The following is a 24,725-nucleotide window of genomic DNA, read 5'->3' as shown; positions in this document are numbered from 1 at the left end:
GGCAATGAACGGCGTCGTCATTCGCCTGCGCGGTAAGGTTCAGGGCGTAGGGTTTCGGCCGTTTGTCTGGCAAATGGCGCAGCGGCTAAGCCGTCAGGGAAACGTCAGCAATGACGCGGAAGGCGTGCTGGTGCACCTCGTTGGTGCAGAAAACGGCTTTGCTGCGCAGCTTAAGGTGCATTGCCCCATTTTGGCGCGCATTGACGCCACCGAAATCACGCCGTATCACTGGCCTGATTTACCACAGGATTTTACCATCCAGCAAAGCGGAACCGGGCGCATGAGCACGCAGATTGCGCCCGATGCCGCCACCTGTCCGGCCTGCCTTGCAGAGCTCAATGACCCGCAGAACCGGCGCTACCGCTACCCGTTTATCAACTGCACCCACTGTGGCCCGCGCTTCACCATTATTCAGGCAATGCCCTATGACCGCCCCTTCACGGTGATGGCGGCGTTTCCGCTTTGTCCGGCCTGCGAAAAAGAGTATCGCGACCCGTCAGATCGCCGTTTTCACGCCCAGCCGGTCGCCTGCGCAGAATGCGGTCCGCAGCTGAGCTGGCACGCATCCTCTGAACAATCCACGGGCGAAAACGCGCTGGCGGCGGCGGTCGAGATGCTGGCCGCGGGCGGCATTGTGGCTGTCAAAGGGCTTGGCGGTTTTCATCTGGTGTGTGATGCCGGAAACACCGCCGCCGTGGCGCTGCTGCGGGAACGCAAACGACGCCCGACGAAACCGCTGGCGGTGATGCTGACGCAGGTGAGTTTCCTGCCGGAACAGGCACAGAAATTGCTTAACACTCCGGCGTCGCCGATTGTGCTGGTGAAGAAAAACGCGGTCGACGGCATATGCGATGGCATCGCTCCCGGGTTGGATGAAATCGGCGTAATGCTGGCATCGAACCCCATTCAGCATTTGTTGATGCAGTCGCTGAAACGTCCGCTGGTAATGACCTCGGGGAACCTCAACGGCAAACCGCCCGCGATTTCGAATCAGGATGCGCTGGCCGATTTGGCGGAGATCGTCGACGGATTTCTGCTGCACAACCGCGATATTGTCCAGCGTATGGATGACTCCGTGGTCCGGCAAAGCGGCGAAATGCTGCGCAGGGCGCGTGGCTACGTGCCGGATGCGCTGCCGCTGCCGCCGGGTTTCGCGGATGTTCCGCCGCTGTTGTGCTGCGGCGCTGATTTGAAAAACACCTTTTGTCTGGTGCGCGGGCAAGAAGCGGTGCTGAGCCAGCATCTGGGCGACGTTTGCGAAGAAGGCGTGGAGGCGCAGTGGCGCAGTGCGCTGGCATTAATACAGTCAATATATGCGTTTACCCCGGAACGCGTGGTGGTGGATGCACACGCAGGTTATCGCTCGGTGCAGTGGGGCGAGGCGCTGAATATTCCGTGCGACAGGGTGCTGCATCACCACGCTCACGCTGCGGCCTGCATGGCAGAACACGGCTGGCCGCTGGACGGTGGCGATGTTATCGCGCTGACTCTCGACGGCATAGGGCAGGGGGAAAACGGGGCGCTCTGGGGCGGCGAATGCCTGCGGGTGAACTATCGGGAATGTGAACATCTCGGCGGTCTGCCTGCGGTGGCGCTGCCCGGTGGGGATCTGGCGGCTCGCCAGCCGTGGCGTAACTTGCTCGCACAGTGCGTGGCGTTTGTTCCGGACTGGCAATCGCTCGCGCTGTTGCAGTCACGCTCCATCGCCGCGCTGGCTCGCGCCATTGAACGCGGGATCAATGCGCCGATGGCGTCTTCCTGCGGGCGTTTATTTGATGCGGTCGCGAGCACGCTGAGCTGCGCACCGGATAAGCAAAGTTATGAAGGTGAAGCGGCGTGCCGACTGGAAGCGCTGGCACGAACAAGCGAGGGACTTGACCATCCGCTGACGCTTCTTTTTCAGGATAACACCCTGAATTTACGTATTTTTTGGCCGCAGTGGCTGAACTGGTCCGCGCCAGAAGCAGATAAGGCCTGGGCATTTCATGATGCGCTGGCCTGTGGGCTGGCGCAGATGATGCGCTATCACGCGGGCATTCGCGATATCCGCACGCTGGTTTTCGGCGGCGGCGTGCTGCATAACCGACTGCTGCGCGAGCGGCTGGGGTTTTATCTGTCTGGTTTTACACTTTTATTTCCGCAGAGTTTGCCCGCGGGCGACGGCGGAATTTCATATGGGCAGGCGGTGATTGCCGCTGCTCGCCTCCAGGAGGAAGGGAACGGATGATGCTGATTAGGCTTTTACGTCAACAGCCGCGCGCAGCGCTACTGGTTTTCGTGCTGATGATGGCCAATCTATTGGCGTGGTGCTGGGCGTGGCAGGTGTTTGGTGAGAGTGGGGCGCTGATGGCCGCCAGTCTGTTGGCCTGGGGCTACGGCCTGCGCCATGCGGTGGATGCCGATCATATCGCCGCGATTGATACCGTTACGCGCAAAATGATGCAGCAGGGCAAACGCCCGTTCGGCGTTGGCGCGTGGTTCTCACTCGGTCATTCCTCCATTGTGGTGCTGGCTTCGGCGGCGATCGCAGCCACCGCAACAGCGTTCCAGCAGCACATGAGCTGGTTTCACGACACCGGCAGCCTGATTGGCACCGCGGTTTCATCACTGTTCCTGCTGGCGATGGCCTTTATCAACCTGGTTATTCTGCGTGGCATCTGGCGCAGCTTCCGCGCTTTCAAACAGGGTAAGCCGTTCAACAGCGATCCGGTGGCAACGGGCGGGATGATGAGCTGGCTGTTCGGCAAGACGTTCCGCCTGATCGACAAAAGTTGGCACATGTATCTGGTCGGTTTTTTGTTTGGCCTCGGCTTTGATACCGCGACCGAAATTGGGGTGTTGGGAATCACCGCCGCCAGCGCATCCAGCGGAATGTCTATCTGGAGCATCATGATTTTCCCGGCGCTGTTTGCCAGCGGTATGGCGCTGGTGGATACGCTTGATAACGTGCTGATGGTCGGGGCCTACGGCTGGGCCTTCAACAAACCTCAGCGCAAGCTGTATTACAACATGACCATTACCGGCACATCGGTGGTGGTGGCGCTGTTTATCGGCGGCCTGGAAGCGCTGGGCCTGCTGATGGATAAATTTGGCTTTAGCGGTGGGCTGTGGAACTGGGTTGGCGCGCTGAATGATAATCTCGGCAATGCCGGATTCATCGTTATCGGGCTGTTTATCGCCTGCTGGATAGTCTCTCTGGCGGTGTATCGCTGGCGCGGGTATGACGCGCTGAGCGTGTAAGGCAAACGGTGCCGGGCCAAATCAGGCCCGGCATTTTTTATTCAGGCGTGGATCTGTTTCAGTAACGCGAACGCCTGTTTCATTTTCCCTTCGCTGACCACAAACGCCCGCAGCTTCTCCTCGCTATCAAACCCTTGCGCAATCATCCCGTCAGGAGTGGTGTCGAGCATCCAGCGTAGATCCGGATGACGCGTATCACCCGCTAAATGCAGCGGCAGGTCCGGCGTTTTCACTTTGACCAGCATCGGCGGCAGTGTCAGGTTTGCAGTCTGACCCAGCAGGATTTTTGCCAGGGTCAGCGCGCTCAGCAGTGTCGGCTGGAGGAACGGCAGCACTCGACCGTTGATTTCTGCGCAGTCGCCGAGGGCATAAATCGCCGGATCGCTGGTTTGCAATGCGCCGTTGACCACCACCCCACGATTAATGTCCACGCCTGCGCGACGGGCCAGCGCTGTTTCCGGTCGCAAACCGGCGACGGCTATCACCGCATCCACCTCAAGCACCCGCTCGCGATCAAAGCAGGCGCGGATCCCGGTGCGGGTTTTCTCCAGTCCTTGAAGCTGGCTTTTCAGCAGTAGATGAACGCCCATATCGGTCAGCTGATGTTGAAGACGACTGCTGACTTCCGGCGGCATCAGGGAGGCCAGGATGCTCGCGGAGCTGTCCACTACGCTGACGGCTTTTCCCGCCCGGCAAAAATCCATTGCCAGTTCGCAGCCAATAAGCCCGGCCCCGACAAGCAGCACACGCTTTGCATCATGCAGAGCAGTTTGTGCCGCACCGTATTCTTGTTGGCTGTTGAGCGTGACCATCAGCTCGTGCCCGGGAACCGGCGGTACAACCGGTGTTGCCCCCGTCGCCAGCACCAGTTTGTCGTACGGCCAGCTCTGGTCAGTGCTTTTGACTACCCGCGCTGCGGCGTCGATATCCGCCACCCAGGTGTTCGGAAACAGACACAGATTGTACTGCTCGGCAAACTCGCCCGCCGTCTGGAGCGTCAGGTCTGCGGCGCGCTGGTTCTGGCTGATGACGTGGCTGAGATCCGGTTTGTTATATTCATCCATGCTGTCGGCAGCAATCAGCGTGAGTGGCACCTGAGCGTCCTGTTTGCGGATGCTTTTGACCAACTGACGAGCCGCAAAGCCCGAACCGATAATGACGATACCGTGATTCATTTTGCCTCCGTTGCCAGCACCTCAAACACCTCTTTGCCGAGGGAACATTCCGGGCACAGGAAACTGTCCGGTACTTCGCTCCACGGCGTGCCTGGGGCGACATCCTGATTCGGCTCTCCTTTTGCCGGGTCGTAAATCCACTGGCAAACGCTGCACTGCATGGCAGGCCCGGCGTCGACTGTGCATTCGGCAGGCTGCGGCTCGCTCGCTACATTCACCGCGACGGGTGACGAAATCGGCGTGAGCGCCCACTGACGGGCTATTTCGCGACCGTGCTCACGGCAGATTTCCAGCGCGTCGAGATCCGGACGCCACTTGGCTTTCAGGCTCAGCGACATTTCAAAACCCGCGTCCTGCAAGCGGGTAGAAAGTCGGTCCACCGCGCCGCCGCTCCAGCCGTGTGAGCCAAAGGCGCTGGCGCGTTTGTTGCGAAAACGCAGTCCGGTCAGCTCTTCTACCAGCCCGGCAATTTTCGGCATCATTACGTTGTTCATGGTCGAAGTGCCCGCCAACACGCCTTTGGAACGGAAGACGTTGGTCAGTACGTCGTTTTTATCGCTGCGGGAGACGTTAAAAATCTTCACCGCCACGCGAGAGTCGACTTCGTTGATACCCTGGGCGATGGCGTCCGCCATCATGCGCGTATTGTTGGACATGGTGTCGTAGAAAATCGTGATGCGATCTTCCTGATAATCCGCCGCCCATTTCAGATACAGCTCGACAATTTGCGTCGGATTATCGCGCCACACCACGCCGTGAGAGGTGGCAATCATGTCTACCGGCAGGTTGAAACCGAGGATCTCGGTGATTTTTGGCGTTACCAGGCGGCTGAACGGCGTCAGAATGTTGGCGTAGTAGCGCTGGCACTGTTCGAAAAGTTCAGCCTGATCCACTTCGTCATTGAACAGGTGTTCGTCGCAATAGTGCTGACCAAAAGCGTCGTTGCTAAATAGCACCGCGTCGCCGGTCATGTAGGTCATCATGCTGTCGGGCCAGTGCAGCATCGGGGTTTCCACGAAAATCAGCTGCTTGCCGTTGCCCAGATCCAGCGAATCGCCTGTTTTAACGACGTTGAAATTCCACTCCGGGTGATGGTGATGGCCATTGATCGAATCGATAGCGTTGGCGGTGCAATAAATCGGCGTGTCCGGAATGGATGCCATCAGCTCGGTTAGCGCGCCGGCATGATCCTCTTCCGCGTGGTTGATGATGATGTAGTCGATATCGGCGAGATCGATCTCCGCCCGCAGGTTCTGCACGAACTCGCGGCTGAACTTATGATCGACGGTGTCAATCAGCACATTTTTATCTTCGCGGATCAGATAACTGTTGTAGCTACTGCCGCGCAGAGTTTTGTATTCGGTACCGTGAAAATCACGCACTTCCCAATCGCGCTGCCCAACCCAATGAATATTGTTTTTAACGTGAATAGCCATAACGTCCTCAATCACTCTTCTGGTTCAAATCGTTAATGGGCTATATCAAGTTGCGTGCCAGTTTTTATTTTGTTGATAATTAACGATTTTTAAATTTAAGCGTTGTGGGCGTTTGTCATAATGACTATTCTTTGGAGGGTCAAAAAGACAATGATGACAGTCATAATGACAATGAGGCAGGCATGAGTTTTTCTACCGAAGCGCTGGCGAAAATAGCCATCGAATTGCAAAGCGACATCGGTCATCCGGACCGTTTTTCGAGGCTTATCATCACTCTGCGCGAGCTGTTGGGCTGTGATGCCTCGGCGTTGTTGCGCTACGAGGCACATCAGTTCATTCCGCTGGCAATTGACGGCCTGGCGAAAGACGTACTGGGCCGCCGGTTTGCGTTACAGGCCCACCCTCGACTGGAGGCGATTGCCCGCGCTGGCGATATCGTGCGTTTTCCCGCAGACAGCACGTTGCCGGACCCTTACGACGGGCTGATTCCTGGGCAGGAAAGCCTGAAGGTTCACGCCTGTCTCGGCCTGCCGCTGTTCGCCGGGCAAAATCTGATTGGCGCGTTAACCCTCGACGGCATGGACGCCCATCAATTCGACAGCCACAGCGACGAAGAACTGCGCCTGATTGCAGCACTGGTTTCCGGGGCGCTGAATAACGCGCTGCTGATTGCCCGGCTGGAAAGCCAGAATGTGTTGATGACCAACGTCAGTGGCGACGCGACGACAGGTGCGCAGGAGATGATTGGTCTCTCGGCTCCGGTGGTACAGCTGCAAAAAGAGATAGAGATCGTCGCGGCGTCCGATCTTAATGTGCTGATCGGCGGTGAAACCGGCACCGGGAAAGAGCTGGTGGCGAAGGCGATTCATCAGCAATCATCGCGTGCGGCGAACCCGCTGGTGTATCTCAACTGTGCGGCGTTACCGGAAAGCGTGGCGGAAAGCGAGCTGTTCGGGCATGTGAAGGGGGCGTTTACCGGGGCTATCAGCCATCGCAGCGGAAAATTTGAAATCGCGGATAACGGTACGCTGTTCCTCGATGAAATCGGTGAGCTATCTTTGTCATTGCAGGCCAAACTGCTGCGGGTATTGCAGTATGGTGATATCCAGCGAGTCGGCGATGACCGCAGTCTGCGGGTTAATGTGCGCGTGCTGGCGGCAACTAACCGCGATCTGCGCGAAGAGGTATTGGCCGGGCGTTTTCGTGCGGATCTGTTCCACCGTTTAAGTGTGTTCCCGCTTTCCGTGCCGCCACTTCGCGAGCGCGATGAAGACGTCATTCTGCTGGCGGGCTATTTTTGCGAGCAGTGCCGGGCTCGAATGGGGCTGAGCAGCGTCATTCTTAGCGCTGCAACCCGCGCGCATTTGGCATCGTATCGCTGGCCCGGTAATGTGCGTGAACTGGAACACGCCATTCATCGGGCTGTGGTGTTGGCGCGTGCGGCCAGCGATGGCGCGGACGTCACGCTGAAACCGCAACATTTTGCTATTCACGGCGAACCTGTTTCCGTTGTACAACCGCGTGAAATGCAGACGGAAGCGGTGAATTTACGGGAGGCCACCGACGCGTTTCAACGTCAGGCGATTATGCAGGCGCTGGAAAGCCAGCAGAACAACTGGGCCGCGACAGCCCGCGCATTGTCGCTGGACGTCGCCAACCTGCACCGGCTGGCGAAACGACTGGGGCTGAAGGATTAAAGAATACCGGCCTGATAGAAATCCTGCAGGTTGATCGCCCCGCACAGCAGGCCGCTATCGTCCACCACCGGTGCGGCGGCGATTTTACGCTTCATCAGCACTTCTTTGGCCTCAACCGCGCGGCTTTGTGCATTCAGCGTGACGCCGCCCCGGGTCATGGCTTCTGCAACTTTTGCCGCCAGCGTACCGCCACCGACCAGCCAGCGACGCAGGTCGCCATCGGTGAACACGCCTTGCACCCGGCTGCTTTCATCGCATACCACAACCAGCCCAAGCCCGGTGCGGCTCAGCTCCAGCATCGCGTCCATCACGCTGGTGGTGAGTTTGACCTGCGGGATGGCATCGCCCGTACGCATCAGGTGATGCACTTTATTCAGTAAACGCGCGCCTAACGCACCCGCCGGGTGGGAACGAGCAAAGTCCTCTTCGTTAAAGCCACGCGCCTGCATCACCGCCATCGCCAGGGCGTCACCCATCATTAGGGTGTTGACGGTGCTGGACGTCGGGGCGAGATGCATCGGGCAGGCTTCGCGTTCGACCGAAATATCCAGAGTGGCTTTTGCTGCCAGCGCCAGTGGTGAGCGGGTTTTGCCAGTCATCGCCAGCAGCGCGACCGATTTTTCCTGCAAGCGGGGGATGATAAGATCGAGCTCTTTAGCCGAGCCGGAGTAGGAAATAAACAGCATCACGTCACGGCTTTCGATCATCCCCAGATCGCCATGCAGGGCTTCTGCCGGATGCACAAAAAAAGCAGGCGTGCCGGTGCTGGCAAGCGTGGCGGCAATTTTTTTGCCGATATGCCCGGATTTGCCAATTCCGGAGACAATCACTTTGCCTTCGCTTTGAATAAGGGTGTTTGCGGCGCGAACAAAATCATCGCCAAGTCGGTCTGGCAGACGGCTCGCTTCCTCGAGTTCCAGCCTCAGCGTCTGACGGCCTGCGTTAATCAGAAAGTCACTCATCTTTTTCCCCTGTGACGATGACGTGGATGCCTTTCTCTTCAAGCGCTTTTTTGAACGCCGGGCTGATACCCGCGTCGGTAATCAGCTTATCAACGCTTTCAAGGCTACAGACGATATTGGGGCTTTTGCGGCCAAACTTTGACGAATCCGCCATCAGGATCACTTCACGGGCGGCGTTACACATCGCCTTACTGACGCTGAACACTTCGTTAAAGGTGGTCACGCCCGCATTCAGATCGATCCCGTCAGTGCCCATAAACAGTTTATCAAAGCTGAAATGCTCGAAAGCGTTTTCGGCCAGCTGGCCGTGGAAGGAGGCGGATTTTTTGCGGAACGTGCCGCCGGGCATCAGGATGGTTTGTTCGTTATCGACTTCGGACAGCGCATTGACGATATGCAGGCTGTTGGTCATCACGGTGATGTTATTAAAGTGGCTCAGCATCGGGATCATCTGCAGTACCGTACTGCCCGCATCGAGGATAATCGAGTCGCCGTCATGGACAAATTTAACCGCGGCTTCGGCAATCAACGCTTTCTGATGGGTGTTGATCAGCGTTTTATGATCGATAGGCGGATCGGCCTCATCCTTGTTGAGCATCACCCCGCCGTAGGTTCGGATCACCGCCCCGGCGTTTTCGAGTAGAACCAGGTCTTTGCGTATCGTGGTACCGGTGGTGTCAAAGTGGTGGGCAAGTTCCTCTACTGAGCTTTTTCCCTGCTTTTGCAGATGCTCAATAATGGCAGCTTGCCGCTGACGTGGTTTCATTAGCGATGTGTTCCTTAAGTTGCAAAATGATAATTTCGCAAGTTTATAACGTTCACAACGAAATTATCCATGTTTCAGATTAAGCGCTAATGATAGTGCATTCTGACAGCGTGGATCATGGGGAAAGATCACATCAGGCTGCAATTTTTGTAACGGTGTGCCGTTGATGGCCGGAATTTTCACCGGCCGGGCGAAAATCGTCAGGCCCCGAAGCATCAACGAATCACACACCCGGTTGTGCTCATCCAGGGCGATAGCTATCACTACACGGGGCTTGAAACGTCCACCGGAGCGTCCGATGCCGACCCGGCCTTTTTGGCACAGCGCATCAAACTCACGGTTGAACTGATGAATTTGCCAGCTGCCGAGGATGAGTTGACTCAGCCAGGCGATAATGGCGAGGGTGATGAGGGTGATGAGGGTGATGAGGGTGATGAGGGTGGTGATCATGTTTATCTTCCTGGTGATTGCCGGATGGCGTTCCGCTTATCCGGCCTACGGTTGAGCGTGTAGGCCCGTTAAGCGAAGCGCCACCGGGCATGACAACTTAGAACATCACCTGCCCGCCGGTCACGTTGATGGACTGTCCGGTGTTTCAATCCGAATGCGCGTCATACGATGGCTCCTGAAAGTCGAACGTTTTGCTCAAGCTGAATGCCCATTTTTTTCTCAAAAATGGCCGTCGTCAGATCGGTTACCCAACCGCGGAAGAAATTGGTGAAAAGACCGACCAGCAGATAACTGACCGCCAGCGGTCCCAGCGGCAGGCCGAGTGTGGTCAGGCCGTTGGCAACGCCGAGGTAGACAAACAGCTCGCCCGGGTTGATGTGCGGGAACAGGCTATTCATTGAGTGGCAGCTATAGGACGCGGCGGCGTAGTAGCTCGGTTTGTACTTCTCGGGCATAAAACGGCCAAGGCTTAACGTCATCGGGTTACAAAAAACAAAAGTGCCGATACAGGGCAGGATAAGGTAGCGGGAAACCGGATTGCCTGCGCAGCGTTGAGCAAATCGTTCAATGCGTTGCTGAAAGTTTTTTAAGTGTTAAGTAGATCTCACAGTGAAAGATAAAGCGATCATTTTGAAAGATAGTGCGAGGTGAGAGAGAAACTGAAGAAAGATTTTTTTTAACCTCAGGTAGCGCTTCCTTGTGAGGTCAGGGATGCTTTACCATATTTATCTCTGCCGAATTAGCTAAATGGATGTCACATGTTGAAGCGTCGTTACCTGACCTTACTCCCGCTCTGCGTGCTGGTTGCTGCCTGCAGCAGCAAACCGAAAACCGCCGAAGCGCCGACCACGGCGAATGCCCAGTCCGGCGGCTTCCTGCTGGAACCGCAGCATAATACGACCCTGATGGGCGGTGATTTCGCCAACAACGCGGCGGCGGATCAGTTCATCGATTCGATGGTCAGTAAGCATGGCTTTGACCGCCAACAGCTGCATGAAATTCTGTCTCAGGCCAAACGTCTGGATTACGTTCTGCGTTTGATGGACCGTCAGGCACCGACGGCGCAGGTTCCTACCGGACCAAACGGCGCCTGGCTGCGCTACCGCAAACAGTTTATTACTCCGGACAATGTGCAAAACGGCGTCGTATTCTGGAATGAACATCAGGACGCACTGACCCGCGCCTGGCAGGTGTACGGCGTACCACCGGAAATTATCATCGGCATTATTGGCGTTGAAACCCGCTGGGGTCGCGTGATGGGCAAAACCCGTATTCTGGATGCGCTGGCGACGCTATCATTCAACTATCCGCGTCGGGCGAAGTACTTCTCCGGTGAGCTGGAAACTTTCCTGTTAATGGCGCGCGACGAGCAGGACGATCCGCTGGATCTGAAAGGCTCGTTTGCCGGCGCGATGGGCTACGGCCAGTTTATGCCGTCGTCCTATAAGCAGTACGCCGTGGACTTCAACGGTGATGGCCACATCAACCTGTGGGATCCGGATGATGCAATCGGCAGCGTAGCCAACTACTTCAAACAGCATGGCTGGGTGAAGGGCGATCAGGTTGCAGTGCCAGCCACGGGCCAGGCACCAGGTCTGGATAACGGTTTCAAAACGAACTACAGCGTTTCACAGCTTTCAGCCGCAGGATTGTCGCCGACGCAGTCGCTGGGTGATCACCAGCAGGCGAGCCTGTTACGTCTCGACGTGGGCACCGGGTATGAGTACTGGTACGGCTTGCCGAACTTCTACACCATCACCCGCTATAACCACAGCACGCACTACGCGATGGCAGTCTGGCAGCTTGGCCAGGCAGTGGCGGCGGCGCGAGCTCAGCAGTAATCCTGTCTGTATCCCCTCCTGCGGGAGGGGAGTCTGAAACATTTCGATACAGCCCCAACGTCAGACGCAGATTTACACGTTTCGTTAATCTCATTATTGTTATGTTATAACGTATTTGAGGTTGGCGATGATTCCCTTTTCCCTTTTTAACGCCTCCGGCCTGCTGCGGCTGGCTTTGGCTCTGGTTGTACTGGTCCTGCTGTGGCTGGCGACCTGCTGGGCGGTGGCACTCCCATGATTGAACTCGACCATCTGGTGGCGGGCTACGATCGCCTGGCCATTACCCCCACGCTCTGCGGCATGATTGAGACCGGTTCGCTGACGGCGATCGTCGGCGTTAACGGCTGCGGTAAATCCACATTATTGAAAACGCTGGCGGGATTTATTCCTCCGGTCAGCGGGCAGCTGCGTTGGCACGGACCGCGCCCGGTGATTGGCTGGCTGGCACAGCGTCACGCGCTGGAATCGCAATTTCCATTGAGCGTCTACGACGTGGTGAGCCAGGGCGCATGGCCGCGCGTTTCGCTGTTTCGCGGTCTCAATGCTGAAATGCGCCGCAGAATTGCCTCAGCGCTGGAAAGGGTAGGGCTGTCATCGCTTGGTACATCGCCCATTGAAGCGCTTTCTGGTGGCCAGTTTCAGAGAATGCTATTCGCCAGGGTGCTGGTTCAGCAGGCGCCGTTGGTGATGCTGGATGAACCGTTCACCGGAATCGATGAAACGACCAGCCAGGTGCTCATGGAGCTGATCCTTGAAATGCATCGCGAAGGGCAAACCGTTCTCGCCGTGCTGCACGACAATCTTCGCGTGGCCCGCCACTTTCCGGAAACACTGTTGCTGGAATCACAGCACGCTCGCTGGGGCGACACGCCCACCATTCTGGCGGCCTTCGACCACGCGAGGCGCGCATGATCTGGCACATCTTCTTTCAGCCTTTTATCGAATTTGGCTTCATGCGTCGCGCGCTGGTGGTGTGTCTGGCGCTGTCGGTCAGTACCACGATGCTCGGCGTTTTCCTCTTGCTGCGTCGGATGAGCCTGATGGGCGATGCGCTGTCGCACGCGATTTTACCCGGCGTCGCCGTGGGGTATCTGTTGAGCGGAATGTCGCTGCTGGCGATGACTATCGGTGGGTTCATTGCAGGGATTGCCGTCGCGCTGGTCGCCGGTTGGGTCAGTCGGCGCACGCCGTTAAAGGAGGATGCCAGCTTTGCCGGATTCTACCTCGGCTCGCTGGCGCTGGGCGTCACCCTCGTGTCCCTGCGCGGCTCTAGCGTAGATCTACTGCATCTATTGTTTGGTTCGATTCTGGCGGTCGACAACGATGCGGCGCTGTTCGTCTCCGGCGTGGCCAGCCTGACACTGGTGGTCATGGCGTTGCTTTATCGCGGGCTGGTCAGCGAGGCCTTTGACAGCGCGTGGCTGGAAGTCAATGCCCGCCGCTTGCCGTCGCTTTTACATGGGCTGTTTCTGGCGCTGCTGGTTATCAACCTGGTGGCGGGCTTTCAGGTGCTCGGCACGCTGATGGCGGTCGGCGTCATGATGCTACCCGCTATCGCCGCGCGCTGCTGGGCGCAAACCTTGCCCGGTATTTTACTGTTCGCGGCGGTCAGCGGCGCGTTCTGCGCCTGGCTCGGCTTAAGCCTGTCGTGGTCGGCCAATTTACCTGCAGGGCCGTCAATCGTGCTGACCGCCAGCGGACTGTTTTTCATTTCGATATTTTTTGGCACGCGCAGCCGACTGGCTTTCAGCCTGCGAGCGCTTTTTTAACGCAAGGGGAAATGATGAAAAGAACGGGATTGATTCTGGCGCTTGCGCTGGGGGCGCTTTCGCAGGGCGCAATGGCGAAGACGCTAAACGTGGTGACGAGCTTTTCAGTGCTTGGTGACATGGTTCAGCAGGTTGGGGGTGAGCACGTCCACGTCGATACGCTGGTCGGGCCGGATGGCGATCCGCACACCTTCGAGCCTTCGCCCAAAGACAGTGTGCTGTTGAGTAAGGCCGACGTGGTGGTGGTCAACGGTCTTGGGCTCGAAGGTTGGCTGGACAGGCTGGTGAAGGCGTCAGGGTTTAAAGGCAAGCTGGTTGTGGCGTCGGAAGGGGTGAAAACGCATACGCTGGATGAAGACGGTAAAACCGTGACTGACCCACATGCGTGGAACAGCGCGGCCAACGGGGCGCTGTATGCACAAAATATTCTGGCGGGGCTGGTGAAAGCGGACCCGCAGGATGAAGGCGCCCTCAATGCCAGCGGGCAGAAATACATCGCTCAGTTGCAGGAAATTGACGGTTGGGCAAAGGCGCGTTTCAACGCTATTCCACTGGCAAAGCGTAACGTGCTGACCAGCCATGACGCGTTTGGTTATTTCGGTCGGGCTTACGGCGTGACGTTCATGGCACCTCAGGGGCTGTCGTCTGAAAGTGAAGCCAGCGCGGCGCAGGTTGGCGCGCTCATCAATCAGATTAAAGCCGATGGCGTGCATACCTGGTTTATGGAGAACCAGCTCGATCCGCGTCTGGTTAAACAAATTGCGACGGCAACCGGTGCACAGCCTGGCGGTGAACTCTATCCTGAGGCGCTGTCGAAACCAGGCGGTGTCGCTGACAGCTACGTCAAAATGCTGCGTCACAATGTGGAATCTCTCGCCAATAGTATGAAGTAATTCTGATAAGCGCTCCGGTAGCCCGGGGCGCTGCACGATTTTTCTGAAGCATCCTCGTAAAATTGTCACCTCATCTCCCTCCTGCGAAAGAAAATGGTATCTTGTTGAACATCTTTTTCAGGCGGCGAGAGATGACGATGACCGACAGTGAATTGATGGCGTTCAGCGAAGAAGTTGGACTGGCGCTGAAGGCGCAGGGAGCGACCGTCACCACGGCGGAATCCTGCACCGGGGGCTGGATTGCCAAAGTTCTGACCGATATATCGGGCAGTTCAGCCTGGTTTGAACGGGGGTTTGTCACCTACAGCAACGAAGCGAAATCCCAGATGATTGGCGTGCGCGAAGAGACGTTATTGAACCATGGCGCGGTCAGTGAACCGGTGGTGGTCGAAATGGCGATTGGTGCACTGCGCGCGGCACGCGCCACCTATGCGCTCTCCGTGAGCGGCATCGCCGGGCCCGATGGTGGCAGCAAAGAAAAGCCTGTTGGCACGGTATGGTTTGGCCTGGCCTGTGCGAATGGACAAGGCTTTACTTACCAGGAATGCTTCGCAGGAGACCGCGAAGCCGTGCGCCGACAGGCTACGGCTTATGCCTTGCAACTGCTGTGGCAACAATTTCTACAAAACACTTGATACTGTATGACCATACAGTATAATTGCCTCAACGAAACAGAATTTACGCGGTAACACCCGGACAGGAGCAATAATGGCTATCGACGAAAACAAACAGAAAGCGTTGGCGGCAGCACTCGGCCAGATCGAAAAACAATTCGGTAAAGGCTCTATCATGCGCCTGGGTGAAGACCGTTCCATGGACGTGGAAACCATCTCCACCGGTTCGCTTTCTCTGGATATCGCTCTGGGGGCTGGCGGCCTGCCGATGGGTCGTATTGTTGAAATTTACGGACCAGAATCTTCCGGTAAAACCACGCTGACTCTGCAGGTTGTTGCTGCGGCACAGCGTGAAGGCAAAACCTGTGCGTTTATCGATGCAGAGCACGCTCTGGACCCGGTCTATGCACGTAAACTGGGTGTCGATATCGACAACCTGCTGTGTTCTCAGCCGGACACCGGTGAGCAGGCGCTGGAAATCTGTGACGCGCTGGCCCGTTCTGGTGCGGTTGACGTCATCATCGTTGACTCCGTTGCGGCGCTGACGCCGAAAGCGGAAATCGAAGGTGAAATCGGTGATTCTCACATGGGTCTCGCGGCACGTATGATGAGCCAGGCGATGCGTAAGCTGGCCGGTAACCTGAAACAGTCCAGCACGCTGCTTATCTTCATCAACCAGATCCGTATGAAAATCGGTGTGATGTTCGGTAACCCGGAAACCACCACCGGCGGTAACGCGCTGAAATTCTACGCCTCCGTACGTCTTGATATCCGTCGCATCGGCGCAGTGAAAGATGGCGATAACGTCATCGGCAGCGAAACCCGCGTGAAAGTCGTGAAAAACAAAATCGCGGCACCGTTCAAACAGGCTGAATTCCAGATCCTCTACGGTGAAGGCATTAACTTCTTTGGCGAGCTCGTTGACCTCGGCGTGAAAGAAAAGCTGATCGAGAAAGCGGGTGCATGGTACAGCTACAACGGCGACAAAATTGGTCAGGGTAAAGCCAACGCTATCTCCTGGCTGAAAGAGAACCCGGCTGCGGCGAAAGAAATCGAGAAGAAAGTGCGCGAGCTGCTGCTGAGCAATCAGGATGACAAGCCGGCTTTCACCGTTGATGACAACAGCGTTGAAGAAACCAAAGAAGATTTCTGATTTATCCTAAATAATGCGAGTTGCAGGCACGCCACGGCATCCACAACTTGAAGTATGACGGGTATCACTGTTGAAATGATAAAGGGCTGCTGATGCGGCCCTTTTGCTTTTTCATCCCGCTCAAATTTTGCATTTATTAAGGGCCAGATATGACTGAAAGCTCACCGCGTCGTTCCGCTTATGCGCGTCTGCTGGACAGGGCGATTCGCATCCTGGCGATGCGTGATCACAGTGAAAAAGAGTTGCGTCGAAAACTGGTGGCGCCGGTGCTGACCAAAAAGGGGCCGGAACCCATAGACGCGCCGCCGGAAGAGGTGGACAAGGTCGTTGCCTGGTGTATAGAAAGCAACTATTTGGATGATGTACGGTTCACGCGTCAGTTCATCGCCAGCCGTGGTCGCAAGGGGTATGGTCCGGCGCGCATTCGCCAGGAATTGAACCAAAAAGGCATTGGCCGAACGGATATCGATCAGGCCATGTACGAGTGTGAAATTGACTGGATGGAACTCGCCCGGGAGCAGGCGCAGCGAAAATACGGTGAACCGCTTCCCACTGTATTTGCAGAAAAAGTGAAGGTGCAGCGATTCCTCCTTAACCGGGGTTATCTTATGGAAGATATCCAGCAAATTTGGCGAAATGTTGCCGACTGAGTCACTCGGTATTTTACTTCCCTCCCAAGAAAACTTATCTTATTCCCACTTTTTCCGCCAGGTCGCCTGACTGTGTAAAAACTGTTCAGCTGCGGCCTGCAACAATCCGTTAGCGTGATTCCAGGATAATTATGAGCAAGAGCACCGCTGAGATCCGTCAGGCGTTTCTCGACTTTTTCCATAGCAAGGGACATCAGGTAGTTGCCAGCAGCTCCCTGGTGCCAAACAACGACCCGACTCTGCTGTTTACCAACGCCGGGATGAACCAGTTCAAGGACGTGTTCCTTGGTCTCGACAAGCGTAATTATTCCCGCGCGACCACTTCGCAGCGCTGTGTACGCGCGGGTGGTAAGCACAACGATCTGGAAAACGTCGGTTACACCGCGCGTCACCATACTTTCTTCGAAATGCTGGGCAACTTCAGCTTCGGCGACTACTTCAAACATGATGCTATCCAGTACGCCTGGGAGTTGCTGACCGGTGAGAACTGGTTTGCGCTGCCAAAAGAGCGTCTGTGGGTCACCGTGTATGAAACCGATGACGAAGCATTCGAAATCTGGGCTAACGAAGTGGGCGTTCCGCGTGAGCGTATTATCCGTATCGGCGACAACAAAGGCGCGCCGTATGCCTCGGATAACTTCTGGCAGATGGGTGACACCGGTCCGTGCGGTCCGTGTACCGAAATCTTCTTCGATCACGGCGATCACATTTGGGGCGGCCCTCCGGGAAGCCCGGAAGAAGACGGCGACCGTTACATTGAGATCTGGAACATCGTCTTCATGCAGTTCAACCGTCAGGCCGATGGCACGATGGAACCACTGCCGAAGCCGTCTGTTGATACCGGTATGGGTCTGGAGCGTATCGCGGCTGTGCTGCAGCACGTGAACTCCAACTATGACATCGACCTGTTCCGCGCCCTGATTCAGTCCGTGGCGAAAGAGACCGGTGCGACCGATCTCAGCAATAAATCTCTGCGGGTGATCGCGGACCACATTCGTTCATGTGCGTTCCTGATTGCCGATGGTGTTATCCCGTCGAATGAAAACCGTGGCTACGTGCTGCGTCGTATCATCCGTCGCGCGGTTCGTCACGGCAACATGCTTGGCGCAAAAGAGAGCTTCTTCTGGAAACTGGTTGGCCCGTTGGTCGGCGTGATGGGTTCTGCAGGCGAAGAGCTGAAGCGTCAGCAGGCTCAGGTTGAGCAGGTGCTGAAAACCGAAGAAGAGCAGTTTGCCCGTACACTTGAGCGTGGTCTGGCTCTGCTGGATGAGGAATTGTCGAAGCTGAAAGGCGATACGCTGGATGGTGAAACCGCTTTCCGTTTGTATGACACCTACGGCTTCCCGGTTGATCTAACGGCGGACGTTTGCCGTGAGCGCAACCTCAAAGTTGATGAAGCAGGCTTTGACGCCGCAATGGAAGAGCAGCGCCGTCGTGCGCGTGAATCCAGCGGTTTTGGCGCAGACTACAACGCGGTGATCCGCGTTGACAGCGCTTCCGAATTTAAAGGCTACGACCATCTGGAACTGAACGCGAAAGTCACCGCGCTGTTTGTAGAAGGTAAAGCCGTAGACAGTATCGCGGCAGGCCAGAATGCGGTTGTTGTTCTGGACCAGACGCCATTCTATGCAGAATCTGGCGGCCAGGTCGGTGATAAAGGTGAACTGAAAGGCGCAGGCTGTGCCTTCAGCGTCAGCGACACGCAGAAATACGGCCAGGCAATTGGTCATCTCGGCACGCTCAACAGCGGCTCCCTGAAAGTGGGCGACGCGGTACAGGCTGACGTGGATGAAGCTCGCCGGGCGCGTATTCTGCTGAACCACTCCGCGACGCACCTGATGCACGCGGCGCTTCGCCAGGTGCTCGGTACCCACGTTGCGCAGAAAGGTTCTCTGGTGAATGACAAAGCGCTGCGCTTTGACTTCTCACATTCTGAAGCCATGAAGCCGGAAGAGATCCGCGCGGTTGAGGACCTGGTCAATGCCCAGATCCGTCGCAACCTGCCTATCGAAACCCACGTCATGGAACTGGAAGAAGCGAAAGCGAAAGGCGCAATGGCGCTGTTCGGCGAGAAATATGATGAGCGCGTGCGCGTCCTCAGCATGGGTGATTTCTCGACCGAGCTGTGCGGCGGTACACATGCGAAACGTACCGGCGATATCGGCCTGTTCCGCATCACCTCTGAATCCGGTACTGCGGCAGGCGTACGTCGTATCGAAGCGGTGACCGGCGAAGGTGCGATTGCCACTCTGCATTCGCAGAGTGATGTGCTGAACGATGTGGCGCATTTGGTTAAAGGCGACAGCCATAACCTGACTGAAAAGGTGCGTTCTGTCCTTGAACGCACCCGTCAGCTGGAAAAAGAGCTGCAGCAGCTGAAAGAGCAGGCTGCCGCGCAGGAGAGTGCAAACCTCTCCAGCAAAGCTGAAGAAATCAATGGCGTGAAACTGCTGGTGAGTGAACTTACTGGCGTTGAACCGAAGATGCTGCGTACTATGGTCGACGATCTGAAGAACCAGCTGGGTTCTACGATTGTGGTATTGGCTACGGTCGCAGACGATAAGGTTTCTCTGATTGCGGGAGTCTCTAAGGATGTGACTGACCGTGTGAAGGCAGGGGAACTGATTGGTATGGTCGCTCAGCAGGTGGGCGGTAAAGGGGGCGGTCGTCCTGATATGGCGCAAGCCGGTGGTACGGATGCAGCGGCTCTCCCGGCCGCACTGGCCAGCGTAAAAGACTGGGTCAGCGCAAAACTGTAATAACAATAAACGCGGCGGGCGCTTTAACCATGCGGTTTTAGCGCCTTGCAATAGCAAGACTGACAACGATAAAGTCAGGTTGAAATTGTGTAAATCGGCTAAACTTACGTTTAACAGAATGTAATGCCGTGACTGCTTACACGTTTACGTGTTTGTCATCGCTTACTTTTTGGCGTTATGTGATGGATAATGCCGGGATACAAGAGACCCGACTCTTTTAATCTTTCAAGGAGCAAAGAATGCTGATTCTGACTCGTCGAGTTGGTGAAACCCTCATGATTGGAGATGAGGTCACCGTGACAGTTTTAGGGGTAAAGGGCAACCAGGTACGCATCGGCGTAAACGCCCCTAAAGAAGTCTCTGTCCATCGTGAAGAGATCTACCAGCGTATCCAGGCTGAAAAATCCCAGCAGTCCAGTTACTAATATTTCCGCGTCTCACTGCCCGGTGAGACGCAACCTCTCGCTTTCTCCGTTTTTCCGCTTCGTTTCTCGTTTTAGACCTGAATCCATCACAGATTATTTGCTCAACGACCTCGTTGTCTGTCTGACGTTCATCGGCTTATCGCTGTCTCTTTGTGTTGATTAATCGCTCTTTTTGCCGTTTTTGCAGGCTAATTGAACGGGAAGTGTGCAATCGATAAAAGGTCTGGAAAAATTGTTTGACTTATAAGTCCCAGAAAGTAATATGTGCGCCACGCAGCGACGATGAGCTCTAACGAGTAATTCGAAGCACTCGCAAGAGGCGTATGGTGAGGTGGCCGAGAGGCTGAAGGCGCTCCCCTGCTAAGGGAGTATGCGGTCAAAAGCTGCATCCGGGGTTCGAATCCCCGCCTCACCGCCATTTGCATCCGTAGCTCAGCTGGATAGAGTACTCGGCTACGAACCGAGCGGTCGGAGGTTCGAATCCTCCCGGATGCACCATATTTTCCTGACCGTCAGCGATGACGGTGTGCCAGAGAAACTCTCATTCTCAGTGGTACAGGGAAAATAACGTTGTTTTAGCAACGGCCCAGTAGGGCGAGCCTTCGGCGAGTTATTCTGCCGAATGCACCATCTTCATCAGTGTTGCGGCATGATGAGTGACATTGAGTCAGCAGCACCTTAGTAATTCCGATGCATCCGTAGCTCAGCTGGATAGAGTACTCGGCTACGAACCGAGCGGTCGGAGGTTCGAATCCTCCCGGATGCACCATCTTCATCAGTGTTGCGGCATGATGAGTGACATTGAGTCAGCAGCACCTTAGTAATTCCGATGCATCCGTAGCTCAGCTGGATAGAGTACTCGGCTACGAACCGAGCGGTCGGAGGTTCGAATCCTCCCGGATGCACCATTCTTTTTGAATCCCTCCCCCAGCATTAAACACTCACATCTGTTACACATTCTCTTTGTTCTCTCGCATATCACTTTGTCATGAACTTTCCAGACAATTCTTTAACCGTTTGTTTACTATTGGCATCTTTCCTCTTCCAGGCTAATTTATATCTGTGATTAATCTGTTTTAAGGTAGCAAGGAGAGAAATCCATGAAATGGTTCAAAGCTGTCTCTGCATGTTGTGCAGCTCTTATCGTTAGCGTGTCCCTGGCCGGGTGTGCAGGTTCTTCCACGAAGGAAAGCACTGGCGGCTATATCGATGATACCGTGGTGACCACCAAAGTGAAATCCGCACTGTTCAACGATAAAGACGTTAAATCCTCAGAAATCAGCGTAGTGACCTTCAAAGGACGCGTTCAGCTGAGTGGATTCGTCTCATCGCAGAAGGTTGCCAACCGTGCGGTGGAGATAACCCGCAACGTGACCGGCGTTCGCCTTGTTGAGAACGATATGCAGGTCAAGTAACGTCTGAAAATACGGATAAAAGGCACCGTCAGGTGCCTTTGTTGTCTTCAGCGGGCAGCGACAAACAGTGACGTTTTACGTTAAAGTAACGTTTCGATATCCGGTGAGTGAGAACATGATGTACGAGCGCTATGCAGGGCTGATTTTCGACATGGATGGCACCATCCTTGATACCGAACCCACTCATCTTATAGCGTGGCGAGACGTTCTCGGGCGATACGGAATGCGCTTTGATGAACACGCCATGGCTGCCTTAAACGGTTCACCGACCTGGCGCATTGCTCAGGCGGTCATTGAGCTGAATCAGGCCACTCTCGATCCCCATCAGCTGGCACGTGAGAAAACGGACGCGGTGAAAGCGATTCTGTTGGATACCGTGCGCCCGTTGCCGCTCATTGACGTCGTTAAAGAGTGGCACGGCCGCCGCCCGATGGCGGTTGGCACCGGCAGTGAAAGTGCAATGGCGGAAGCGTTGCTCACTCATTTGGGCCTGCGTCAGTACTTCACCGCGGTGGTTGCTGCCGATCATGTTGCTCAACATAAGCCAGCGCCGGATACGTTTTTGCTGTGTGCAGAGCTGATGGACGTCCCTGCGCAGCAATGCGTGGTGTTTGAGGATGCCGATTTTGGTATTCAGGCGGCGAAAAGTGCGGGTATGGATGTTGTGGACGTGCGTTTGCTGTGAGTGACGCGCTCCCGCTGTTATCGCTTTTTGCCAGTAGTTTTCTGAGCGCCACGCTGTTACCCGGAAATTCAGAAGTTGTCCTGATAGGCATGCTGATAGCGGGCGTCAGCCATCCGTGGTTACTCGTGTTAATAGCAACAATGGGTAATAGCCTTGGAGGGGTAACTAACGTTATTCTTGGGCGTTTATTTCCGCAGCGTGATAATTCGCGTTGGCGGGAGAAAGCGATGGGCTGGCTAAGACGTTATGGCGCGGCCACACTATTACTTAGCTGGATGCCGGTTATCGGCGATTTATTGTGTGTCCTGGCAGGATGGATGCGTCTTTCCTGGGGACCGGTACTTTTTTTCTTATGCCTTGGCAAGGCGTTGCGCTATGTGGCTATCGCCGCAGCGACGCTTCAGGGTATGACGTGGTGGCACTAATTGGATTGATTGTGACCTTTAATCGTCAACCATTACAATTATGCTTAATAAAATGATTTCGACAGGCGGGAGGTCAATTTGATCCCGGACGTATCACAGGCGCTGACCTGGCTGGAAAAAAATCCTCAGGCAGTTCAGGGGATCCAACGCGGTCTTGAGCGCGAAACGCTGCGCGTTAATGCTGATGGCTCATTGGCAACAACGGGTCACCCGGTAGAACTGGGTTCAGCACTGACCCATAAATGGATTACAACTGACTTTGCCGAAGCATTGCTGGAGTTTATCACTCCGGTAGATGGCGACATTGACCACATGCTGACGCTGCTGCGTGACGTGCATCGCCACACCGCGCGCCATATCGGCGACGAGCGCATGTGGCCACTGAGCATGCCGTGCTATATCGCGCCAGGCCAGGATATCGAGCTGGCACAGTATGGCACCTCTAACGTGGGTCGTTTGAAAACGCTGTACCGTGAAGGGCTGAAAAACCGTTACGGTGCGCTGATGCAAACCATCTCCGGCGTGCATTACAACTTCTCGCTGCCGATGGCATTCTGGCAGGCAAAGTGTGGCGTAGAAAGCACGGAAGACGGCAAAGAGGCTATCTCTGCTGGTTATTTCCGCCTGATCCGCAACTATTACCGTTTTGGTTGGGTGATCCCGTATCTGTTCGGGGCCTCTCCGGCCGTTTGCTCATCGTTCTTGCAGGGCAAACCGACTACGCTACCGTTTGAGAAAACCGAGGGCGGCATGTATTACCTGCCGTACGCGACGTCTCTGCGTTTGAGCGACCTGGGTTATACCAATAAGTCGCAAAGCAATCTCGGAATTACGTTTAACGATCTCCACGAGTATGTGGCAGGATTGAAGCGGGCGATCAAAACGCCGTCGGAAGAGTACGCCAAAATTGGTCTGGCAAAAGACGGCCACTATCTGCAGATCAACAGCAACATTTTGCAGATTGAGAATGAACTGTACGCGCCAATTCGTCCGAAACGCGTCACCCGCAGCGGTGAAACACCATCGGATGCGCTGCTGCGTGGCGGTATTGAATATATCGAAGTGCGTTCGCTGGACATCAACCCGTTCTCGCCAATCGGTGTGGACGAGCAGCAGGTTCGCTTCCTCGACCTGTTCATGGTCTGGTGCGTGCTGGCTGATGCGCCAGAAATGAGCAGCGATGAGCTGTTGTGTACCCGCACTAACTGGAATCGTGTGATTCTGGAAGGTCGTAAACCGGGTCTGACGCTGGGCATTGGCTGTGAAACAGCACAGTTCCCGCTGGCTCAGGTCGGCAAAGACCTATTTGCTGATTTGCGTCGTGTGGCGCAGACGCTGGACGGCATCGAAGGCGGCGAAGCGTATCAGAAAGTGTGTGACGAGCTGGTCGCAAGCTTTGATAATCCGGAATTAACGTTCTCAGCACGTATTTTGCGTTCTATGCTTGAGAGTGGCATTGGTGGCACCGGCAAAGCGCTGGGAGATGAATATCGTAAAATGCTGCGTGAAGAACCGCTGGAGATTTTGAGCGAAACGGATTTTGAAGCGGAGCGTGAAGCCTCGTTGGCACGTCAGCGTCAGATTGAAGAGGCGGATACAGAGCCGTTCTCCGAGCTGGTCGCGCGTCACGCCTGACAGAAAAGAAAAAGGCCACAGTAAATGTGGCCAAAATTTCATCTCTGAATACAGGGATGATGATAACAAATGCGCGTCTTTCATAGAGTAAGACTCGCCCGGGAACAAAGAGTTCAGTTAATTTCAAAAAAAAACATACTCTTCGTAATATTTTCCGCGTAGCCCTGATGGCACAAGGGATGAGAAGAGTTCGGAGGAGACAAAATGCCGTTATTAGATAGCTTTACTGTCGACCATACCCGAATGGAAGCCCCAGCTGTTCGCGTCGCAAAATCCATGCACACGCCACACGGCGATGACATCACCGTCTTTGATCTGCGCTTCTGCGTACCGAACAAAGAAGTGATGCCAGAGCGCGGCATTCATACTCTTGAGCACCTGTTCGCGGGCTTCATGCGCGATCACCTCAATGGCAACGGCGTGGAAATCATCGACATTTCCCCAATGGGCTGCCGCACCGGCTTCTACATGAGCCTGATTGGCACGCCGGACGAATCCCGCGTAGCCGAAGCATGGAAAGCCGCGATGGCCGACGTGCTGAAGGTGAAAGAGCAGAACCAGATCCCAGAGCTGAACGTCTATCAGTGCGGTACGTATACCATGCACTCGCTGGAAGAAGCGCAGGAAATCGCCCGTCATATCATTGACCGCGGTGTTCGTGTGAACAGCAATGATGAGCTGGCGCTGCCAAAAGAGAAGCTGCAGGAACTGCATATCTAGTTTTCTCTTCAGAAA

Annotated in this window: 22 protein-coding genes, 4 tRNA genes and 1 pseudogene; 21 read left to right on the top strand and 6 right to left on the bottom strand. The window is 55.5% G+C overall.

All coding sequences use genetic code 11. The features are described from left to right. Window positions 1-4 precede the first annotated feature (4 nt). Window positions 5-2,227, top strand: coding sequence for a carbamoyltransferase HypF (gene hypF / locus MUU47_RS02485; RefSeq protein ID WP_258986708.1), 2,223 nt, complete (start codon window positions 5-7; stop codon window positions 2,225-2,227). Continuing rightward, window positions 2,227-3,240 (top strand): HoxN/HupN/NixA family nickel/cobalt transporter, encoded by a 1,014-nt coding sequence (locus MUU47_RS02480; RefSeq protein ID WP_159775858.1) that lies wholly within the window; start codon window positions 2,227-2,229, stop codon window positions 3,238-3,240. The genes hypF and MUU47_RS02480 overlap by 1 nt, the downstream gene beginning before the upstream one ends. Before the next feature lie 41 nt (window positions 3,241-3,281). Here the strand turns inward: MUU47_RS02480 and norW are convergent, their stop codons facing one another. Then, window positions 3,282-4,415 (bottom strand): NADH:flavorubredoxin reductase NorW, encoded by a 1,134-nt coding sequence (gene norW / locus MUU47_RS02475; RefSeq protein WP_258986528.1) that lies wholly within the window; start codon window positions 4,413-4,415, stop codon window positions 3,282-3,284. Continuing rightward, the gene (gene norV, locus MUU47_RS02470) at window positions 4,412-5,851 is read right to left on the bottom strand and encodes an anaerobic nitric oxide reductase flavorubredoxin (protein WP_258986527.1); all 1,440 of its coding nucleotides are present in this window, start codon (window positions 5,849-5,851) and stop codon (window positions 4,412-4,414) included. The genes norW and norV overlap by 4 nt, the downstream gene beginning before the upstream one ends. A 182-nt stretch (window positions 5,852-6,033) precedes the next feature. Between norV and norR the strand changes: the two genes are divergently transcribed. Then, window positions 6,034-7,548, top strand: coding sequence for a nitric oxide reductase transcriptional regulator NorR (gene norR, locus MUU47_RS02465; RefSeq protein WP_258986526.1), 1,515 nt, complete (start codon window positions 6,034-6,036; stop codon window positions 7,546-7,548). Here the strand turns inward: norR and gutQ are convergent. From gutQ to srlA, 4 genes and pseudogenes are all read right to left on the bottom strand, one after another. Beyond that, entirely contained in the window at window positions 7,545-8,510 is a 966-nt protein-coding gene (gene gutQ, locus MUU47_RS02460; RefSeq protein WP_258986525.1) for an arabinose-5-phosphate isomerase GutQ, read from the bottom strand. The genes norR and gutQ overlap by 4 nt on opposite strands. After that, window positions 8,503-9,276: a glucitol operon DNA-binding transcriptional repressor SrlR gene (srlR, locus tag MUU47_RS02455; protein ID WP_258986524.1), complete on the bottom strand. Its 774-nt coding sequence runs from the start codon at window positions 9,274-9,276 to the stop codon at window positions 8,503-8,505. Before srlR ends, gutQ begins: the two co-directional genes overlap by 8 nt. 63 nt (window positions 9,277-9,339) lie before the next feature. Continuing rightward, a complete protein-coding gene (gutM, locus tag MUU47_RS02450) occupies window positions 9,340-9,726 on the bottom strand; it encodes a transcriptional regulator GutM (protein ID WP_258986523.1) in 387 nt (128 codons plus the stop codon). Between the two features lie 161 nt (window positions 9,727-9,887). Then, window positions 9,888-10,304: pseudogene (gene srlA, locus MUU47_RS02445) on the bottom strand (PTS glucitol/sorbitol transporter subunit IIC); the annotation flags it as partial. Between the two features lie 180 nt (window positions 10,305-10,484). On the opposite strand from srlA, the gene mltB reads away from it, so the two are divergent. The 18 genes from mltB (at window position 10,485) to luxS (ending at window position 24,710) form a co-directional block, all read left to right on the top strand. Then, window positions 10,485-11,567: a lytic murein transglycosylase B gene (mltB, locus tag MUU47_RS02440; RefSeq protein ID WP_258986522.1), complete on the top strand. Its 1,083-nt coding sequence runs from the start codon at window positions 10,485-10,487 to the stop codon at window positions 11,565-11,567. A 234-nt stretch (window positions 11,568-11,801) separates the two neighbouring features. Then, a complete protein-coding gene (locus tag MUU47_RS02435; RefSeq protein ID WP_374684736.1) occupies window positions 11,802-12,479 on the top strand; it encodes a metal ABC transporter ATP-binding protein in 678 nt (225 codons plus the stop codon). Then, window positions 12,476-13,336, top strand: a complete 861-nt coding sequence (locus MUU47_RS02430; RefSeq protein WP_258986520.1) for a metal ABC transporter permease — start codon at window positions 12,476-12,478, stop codon at window positions 13,334-13,336. The genes MUU47_RS02435 and MUU47_RS02430 overlap by 4 nt, the downstream gene beginning before the upstream one ends. 14 nt (window positions 13,337-13,350) lie before the next feature. Then, window positions 13,351-14,229 (top strand): metal ABC transporter substrate-binding protein, encoded by an 879-nt coding sequence (locus MUU47_RS02425; RefSeq protein WP_258986705.1) that lies wholly within the window; start codon window positions 13,351-13,353, stop codon window positions 14,227-14,229. Between the two features lie 137 nt (window positions 14,230-14,366). Then, window positions 14,367-14,864 (top strand): nicotinamide-nucleotide amidase, encoded by a 498-nt coding sequence (pncC, locus tag MUU47_RS02420; RefSeq protein ID WP_159775856.1) that lies wholly within the window; start codon window positions 14,367-14,369, stop codon window positions 14,862-14,864. Between the two features lie 73 nt (window positions 14,865-14,937). Beyond that, entirely contained in the window at window positions 14,938-15,996 is a 1,059-nt protein-coding gene (gene recA / locus MUU47_RS02415) for a recombinase RecA (RefSeq protein ID WP_125352047.1), read from the top strand. Between the two features lie 149 nt (window positions 15,997-16,145). Next, entirely contained in the window at window positions 16,146-16,646 is a 501-nt protein-coding gene (gene recX, locus MUU47_RS02410; RefSeq protein WP_133461158.1) for a recombination regulator RecX, read from the top strand. 131 nt (window positions 16,647-16,777) lie between these two features. Further along, complete coding sequence (gene alaS / locus MUU47_RS02405) at window positions 16,778-19,405, top strand: alanine--tRNA ligase (RefSeq protein ID WP_258986519.1); 2,628 nt, start codon at window positions 16,778-16,780, stop codon at window positions 19,403-19,405. Window positions 19,406-19,644: 239 nt separating this feature from the next. Further along, window positions 19,645-19,830 carry a carbon storage regulator CsrA gene (csrA, locus tag MUU47_RS02400; RefSeq protein ID WP_000906486.1) on the top strand — a complete coding sequence of 62 codons (186 nt, stop codon included), beginning with the start codon at window positions 19,645-19,647 and terminating at the stop codon, window positions 19,828-19,830. A gap of 325 nt (window positions 19,831-20,155) precedes the next feature. Continuing rightward, a tRNA-Ser gene (locus MUU47_RS02395) sits at window positions 20,156-20,248 on the top strand. Between the two features lie 3 nt (window positions 20,249-20,251). Beyond that, a tRNA-Arg gene (locus MUU47_RS02390) sits at window positions 20,252-20,328 on the top strand. A gap of 194 nt (window positions 20,329-20,522) precedes the next feature. Further along, window positions 20,523-20,599: transfer RNA gene (locus tag MUU47_RS02385), tRNA-Arg, on the top strand. Window positions 20,600-20,661: 62 nt separating this feature from the next. Further along, window positions 20,662-20,738 (top strand) — tRNA-Arg (locus MUU47_RS02380). A gap of 192 nt (window positions 20,739-20,930) precedes the next feature. Beyond that, entirely contained in the window at window positions 20,931-21,245 is a 315-nt protein-coding gene (locus MUU47_RS02375) for a BON domain-containing protein (protein WP_258986518.1), read from the top strand. Window positions 21,246-21,363: 118 nt separating this feature from the next. Then, the gene (gene yqaB / locus MUU47_RS02370; protein WP_258986704.1) at window positions 21,364-21,930 is read left to right on the top strand and encodes a fructose-1-phosphate/6-phosphogluconate phosphatase; all 567 of its coding nucleotides are present in this window, start codon (window positions 21,364-21,366) and stop codon (window positions 21,928-21,930) included. After that, window positions 21,927-22,355, top strand: coding sequence for a YqaA family protein (locus MUU47_RS02365; RefSeq protein ID WP_133461156.1), 429 nt, complete (start codon window positions 21,927-21,929; stop codon window positions 22,353-22,355). Before yqaB ends, MUU47_RS02365 begins: the two co-directional genes overlap by 4 nt. 78 nt (window positions 22,356-22,433) lie before the next feature. Then, complete coding sequence (gshA, locus tag MUU47_RS02360; RefSeq protein WP_258986513.1) at window positions 22,434-23,990, top strand: glutamate--cysteine ligase; 1,557 nt, start codon at window positions 22,434-22,436, stop codon at window positions 23,988-23,990. 204 nt (window positions 23,991-24,194) lie between these two features. Then, a complete protein-coding gene (gene luxS, locus MUU47_RS02355; protein ID WP_258986512.1) occupies window positions 24,195-24,710 on the top strand; it encodes an S-ribosylhomocysteine lyase in 516 nt (171 codons plus the stop codon). Window positions 24,711-24,725: the final 15 nt, after the last annotated feature.

This window comes from Scandinavium hiltneri, assembly GCF_024764835.1.
Taxonomy (GTDB): domain Bacteria; phylum Pseudomonadota; class Gammaproteobacteria; order Enterobacterales; family Enterobacteriaceae; genus Scandinavium; species Scandinavium hiltneri.
The sequence above is the reverse complement of the archived record's forward strand: the minus strand, read 5'-3'. Positions and strand labels throughout refer to the sequence as shown.

Coding starts and splice junctions, on each gene's coding strand:
- hypF (WP_258986708.1), top strand. CDS start 5: ATGAACGGCGTCGTCATTCGCCTGCGCGGTAAGGTTCAGGGCGTAGGG.
- MUU47_RS02480 (WP_159775858.1), top strand. CDS start 2,227: ATGCTGATTAGGCTTTTACGTCAACAGCCGCGCGCAGCGCTACTGGTT.
- norW (WP_258986528.1), bottom strand. CDS start 4,415: ATGAATCACGGTATCGTCATTATCGGTTCGGGCTTTGCGGCTCGTCAG.
- norV (WP_258986527.1), bottom strand. CDS start 5,851: ATGGCTATTCACGTTAAAAACAATATTCATTGGGTTGGGCAGCGCGAT.
- norR (WP_258986526.1), top strand. CDS start 6,034: ATGAGTTTTTCTACCGAAGCGCTGGCGAAAATAGCCATCGAATTGCAA.
- gutQ (WP_258986525.1), bottom strand. CDS start 8,510: ATGAGTGACTTTCTGATTAACGCAGGCCGTCAGACGCTGAGGCTGGAA.
- srlR (WP_258986524.1), bottom strand. CDS start 9,276: ATGAAACCACGTCAGCGGCAAGCTGCCATTATTGAGCATCTGCAAAAG.
- gutM (WP_258986523.1), bottom strand. CDS start 9,726: ATGATCACCACCCTCATCACCCTCATCACCCTCATCACCCTCATCACC.
- mltB (WP_258986522.1), top strand. CDS start 10,485: ATGTTGAAGCGTCGTTACCTGACCTTACTCCCGCTCTGCGTGCTGGTT.
- MUU47_RS02435 (WP_374684736.1), top strand. CDS start 11,802: ATGATTGAACTCGACCATCTGGTGGCGGGCTACGATCGCCTGGCCATT.
- MUU47_RS02430 (WP_258986520.1), top strand. CDS start 12,476: ATGATCTGGCACATCTTCTTTCAGCCTTTTATCGAATTTGGCTTCATG.
- MUU47_RS02425 (WP_258986705.1), top strand. CDS start 13,351: ATGAAAAGAACGGGATTGATTCTGGCGCTTGCGCTGGGGGCGCTTTCG.
- pncC (WP_159775856.1), top strand. CDS start 14,367: ATGACCGACAGTGAATTGATGGCGTTCAGCGAAGAAGTTGGACTGGCG.
- recA (WP_125352047.1), top strand. CDS start 14,938: ATGGCTATCGACGAAAACAAACAGAAAGCGTTGGCGGCAGCACTCGGC.
- recX (WP_133461158.1), top strand. CDS start 16,146: ATGACTGAAAGCTCACCGCGTCGTTCCGCTTATGCGCGTCTGCTGGAC.
- alaS (WP_258986519.1), top strand. CDS start 16,778: ATGAGCAAGAGCACCGCTGAGATCCGTCAGGCGTTTCTCGACTTTTTC.
- csrA (WP_000906486.1), top strand. CDS start 19,645: ATGCTGATTCTGACTCGTCGAGTTGGTGAAACCCTCATGATTGGAGAT.
- MUU47_RS02375 (WP_258986518.1), top strand. CDS start 20,931: ATGAAATGGTTCAAAGCTGTCTCTGCATGTTGTGCAGCTCTTATCGTT.
- yqaB (WP_258986704.1), top strand. CDS start 21,364: ATGTACGAGCGCTATGCAGGGCTGATTTTCGACATGGATGGCACCATC.
- luxS (WP_258986512.1), top strand. CDS start 24,195: ATGCCGTTATTAGATAGCTTTACTGTCGACCATACCCGAATGGAAGCC.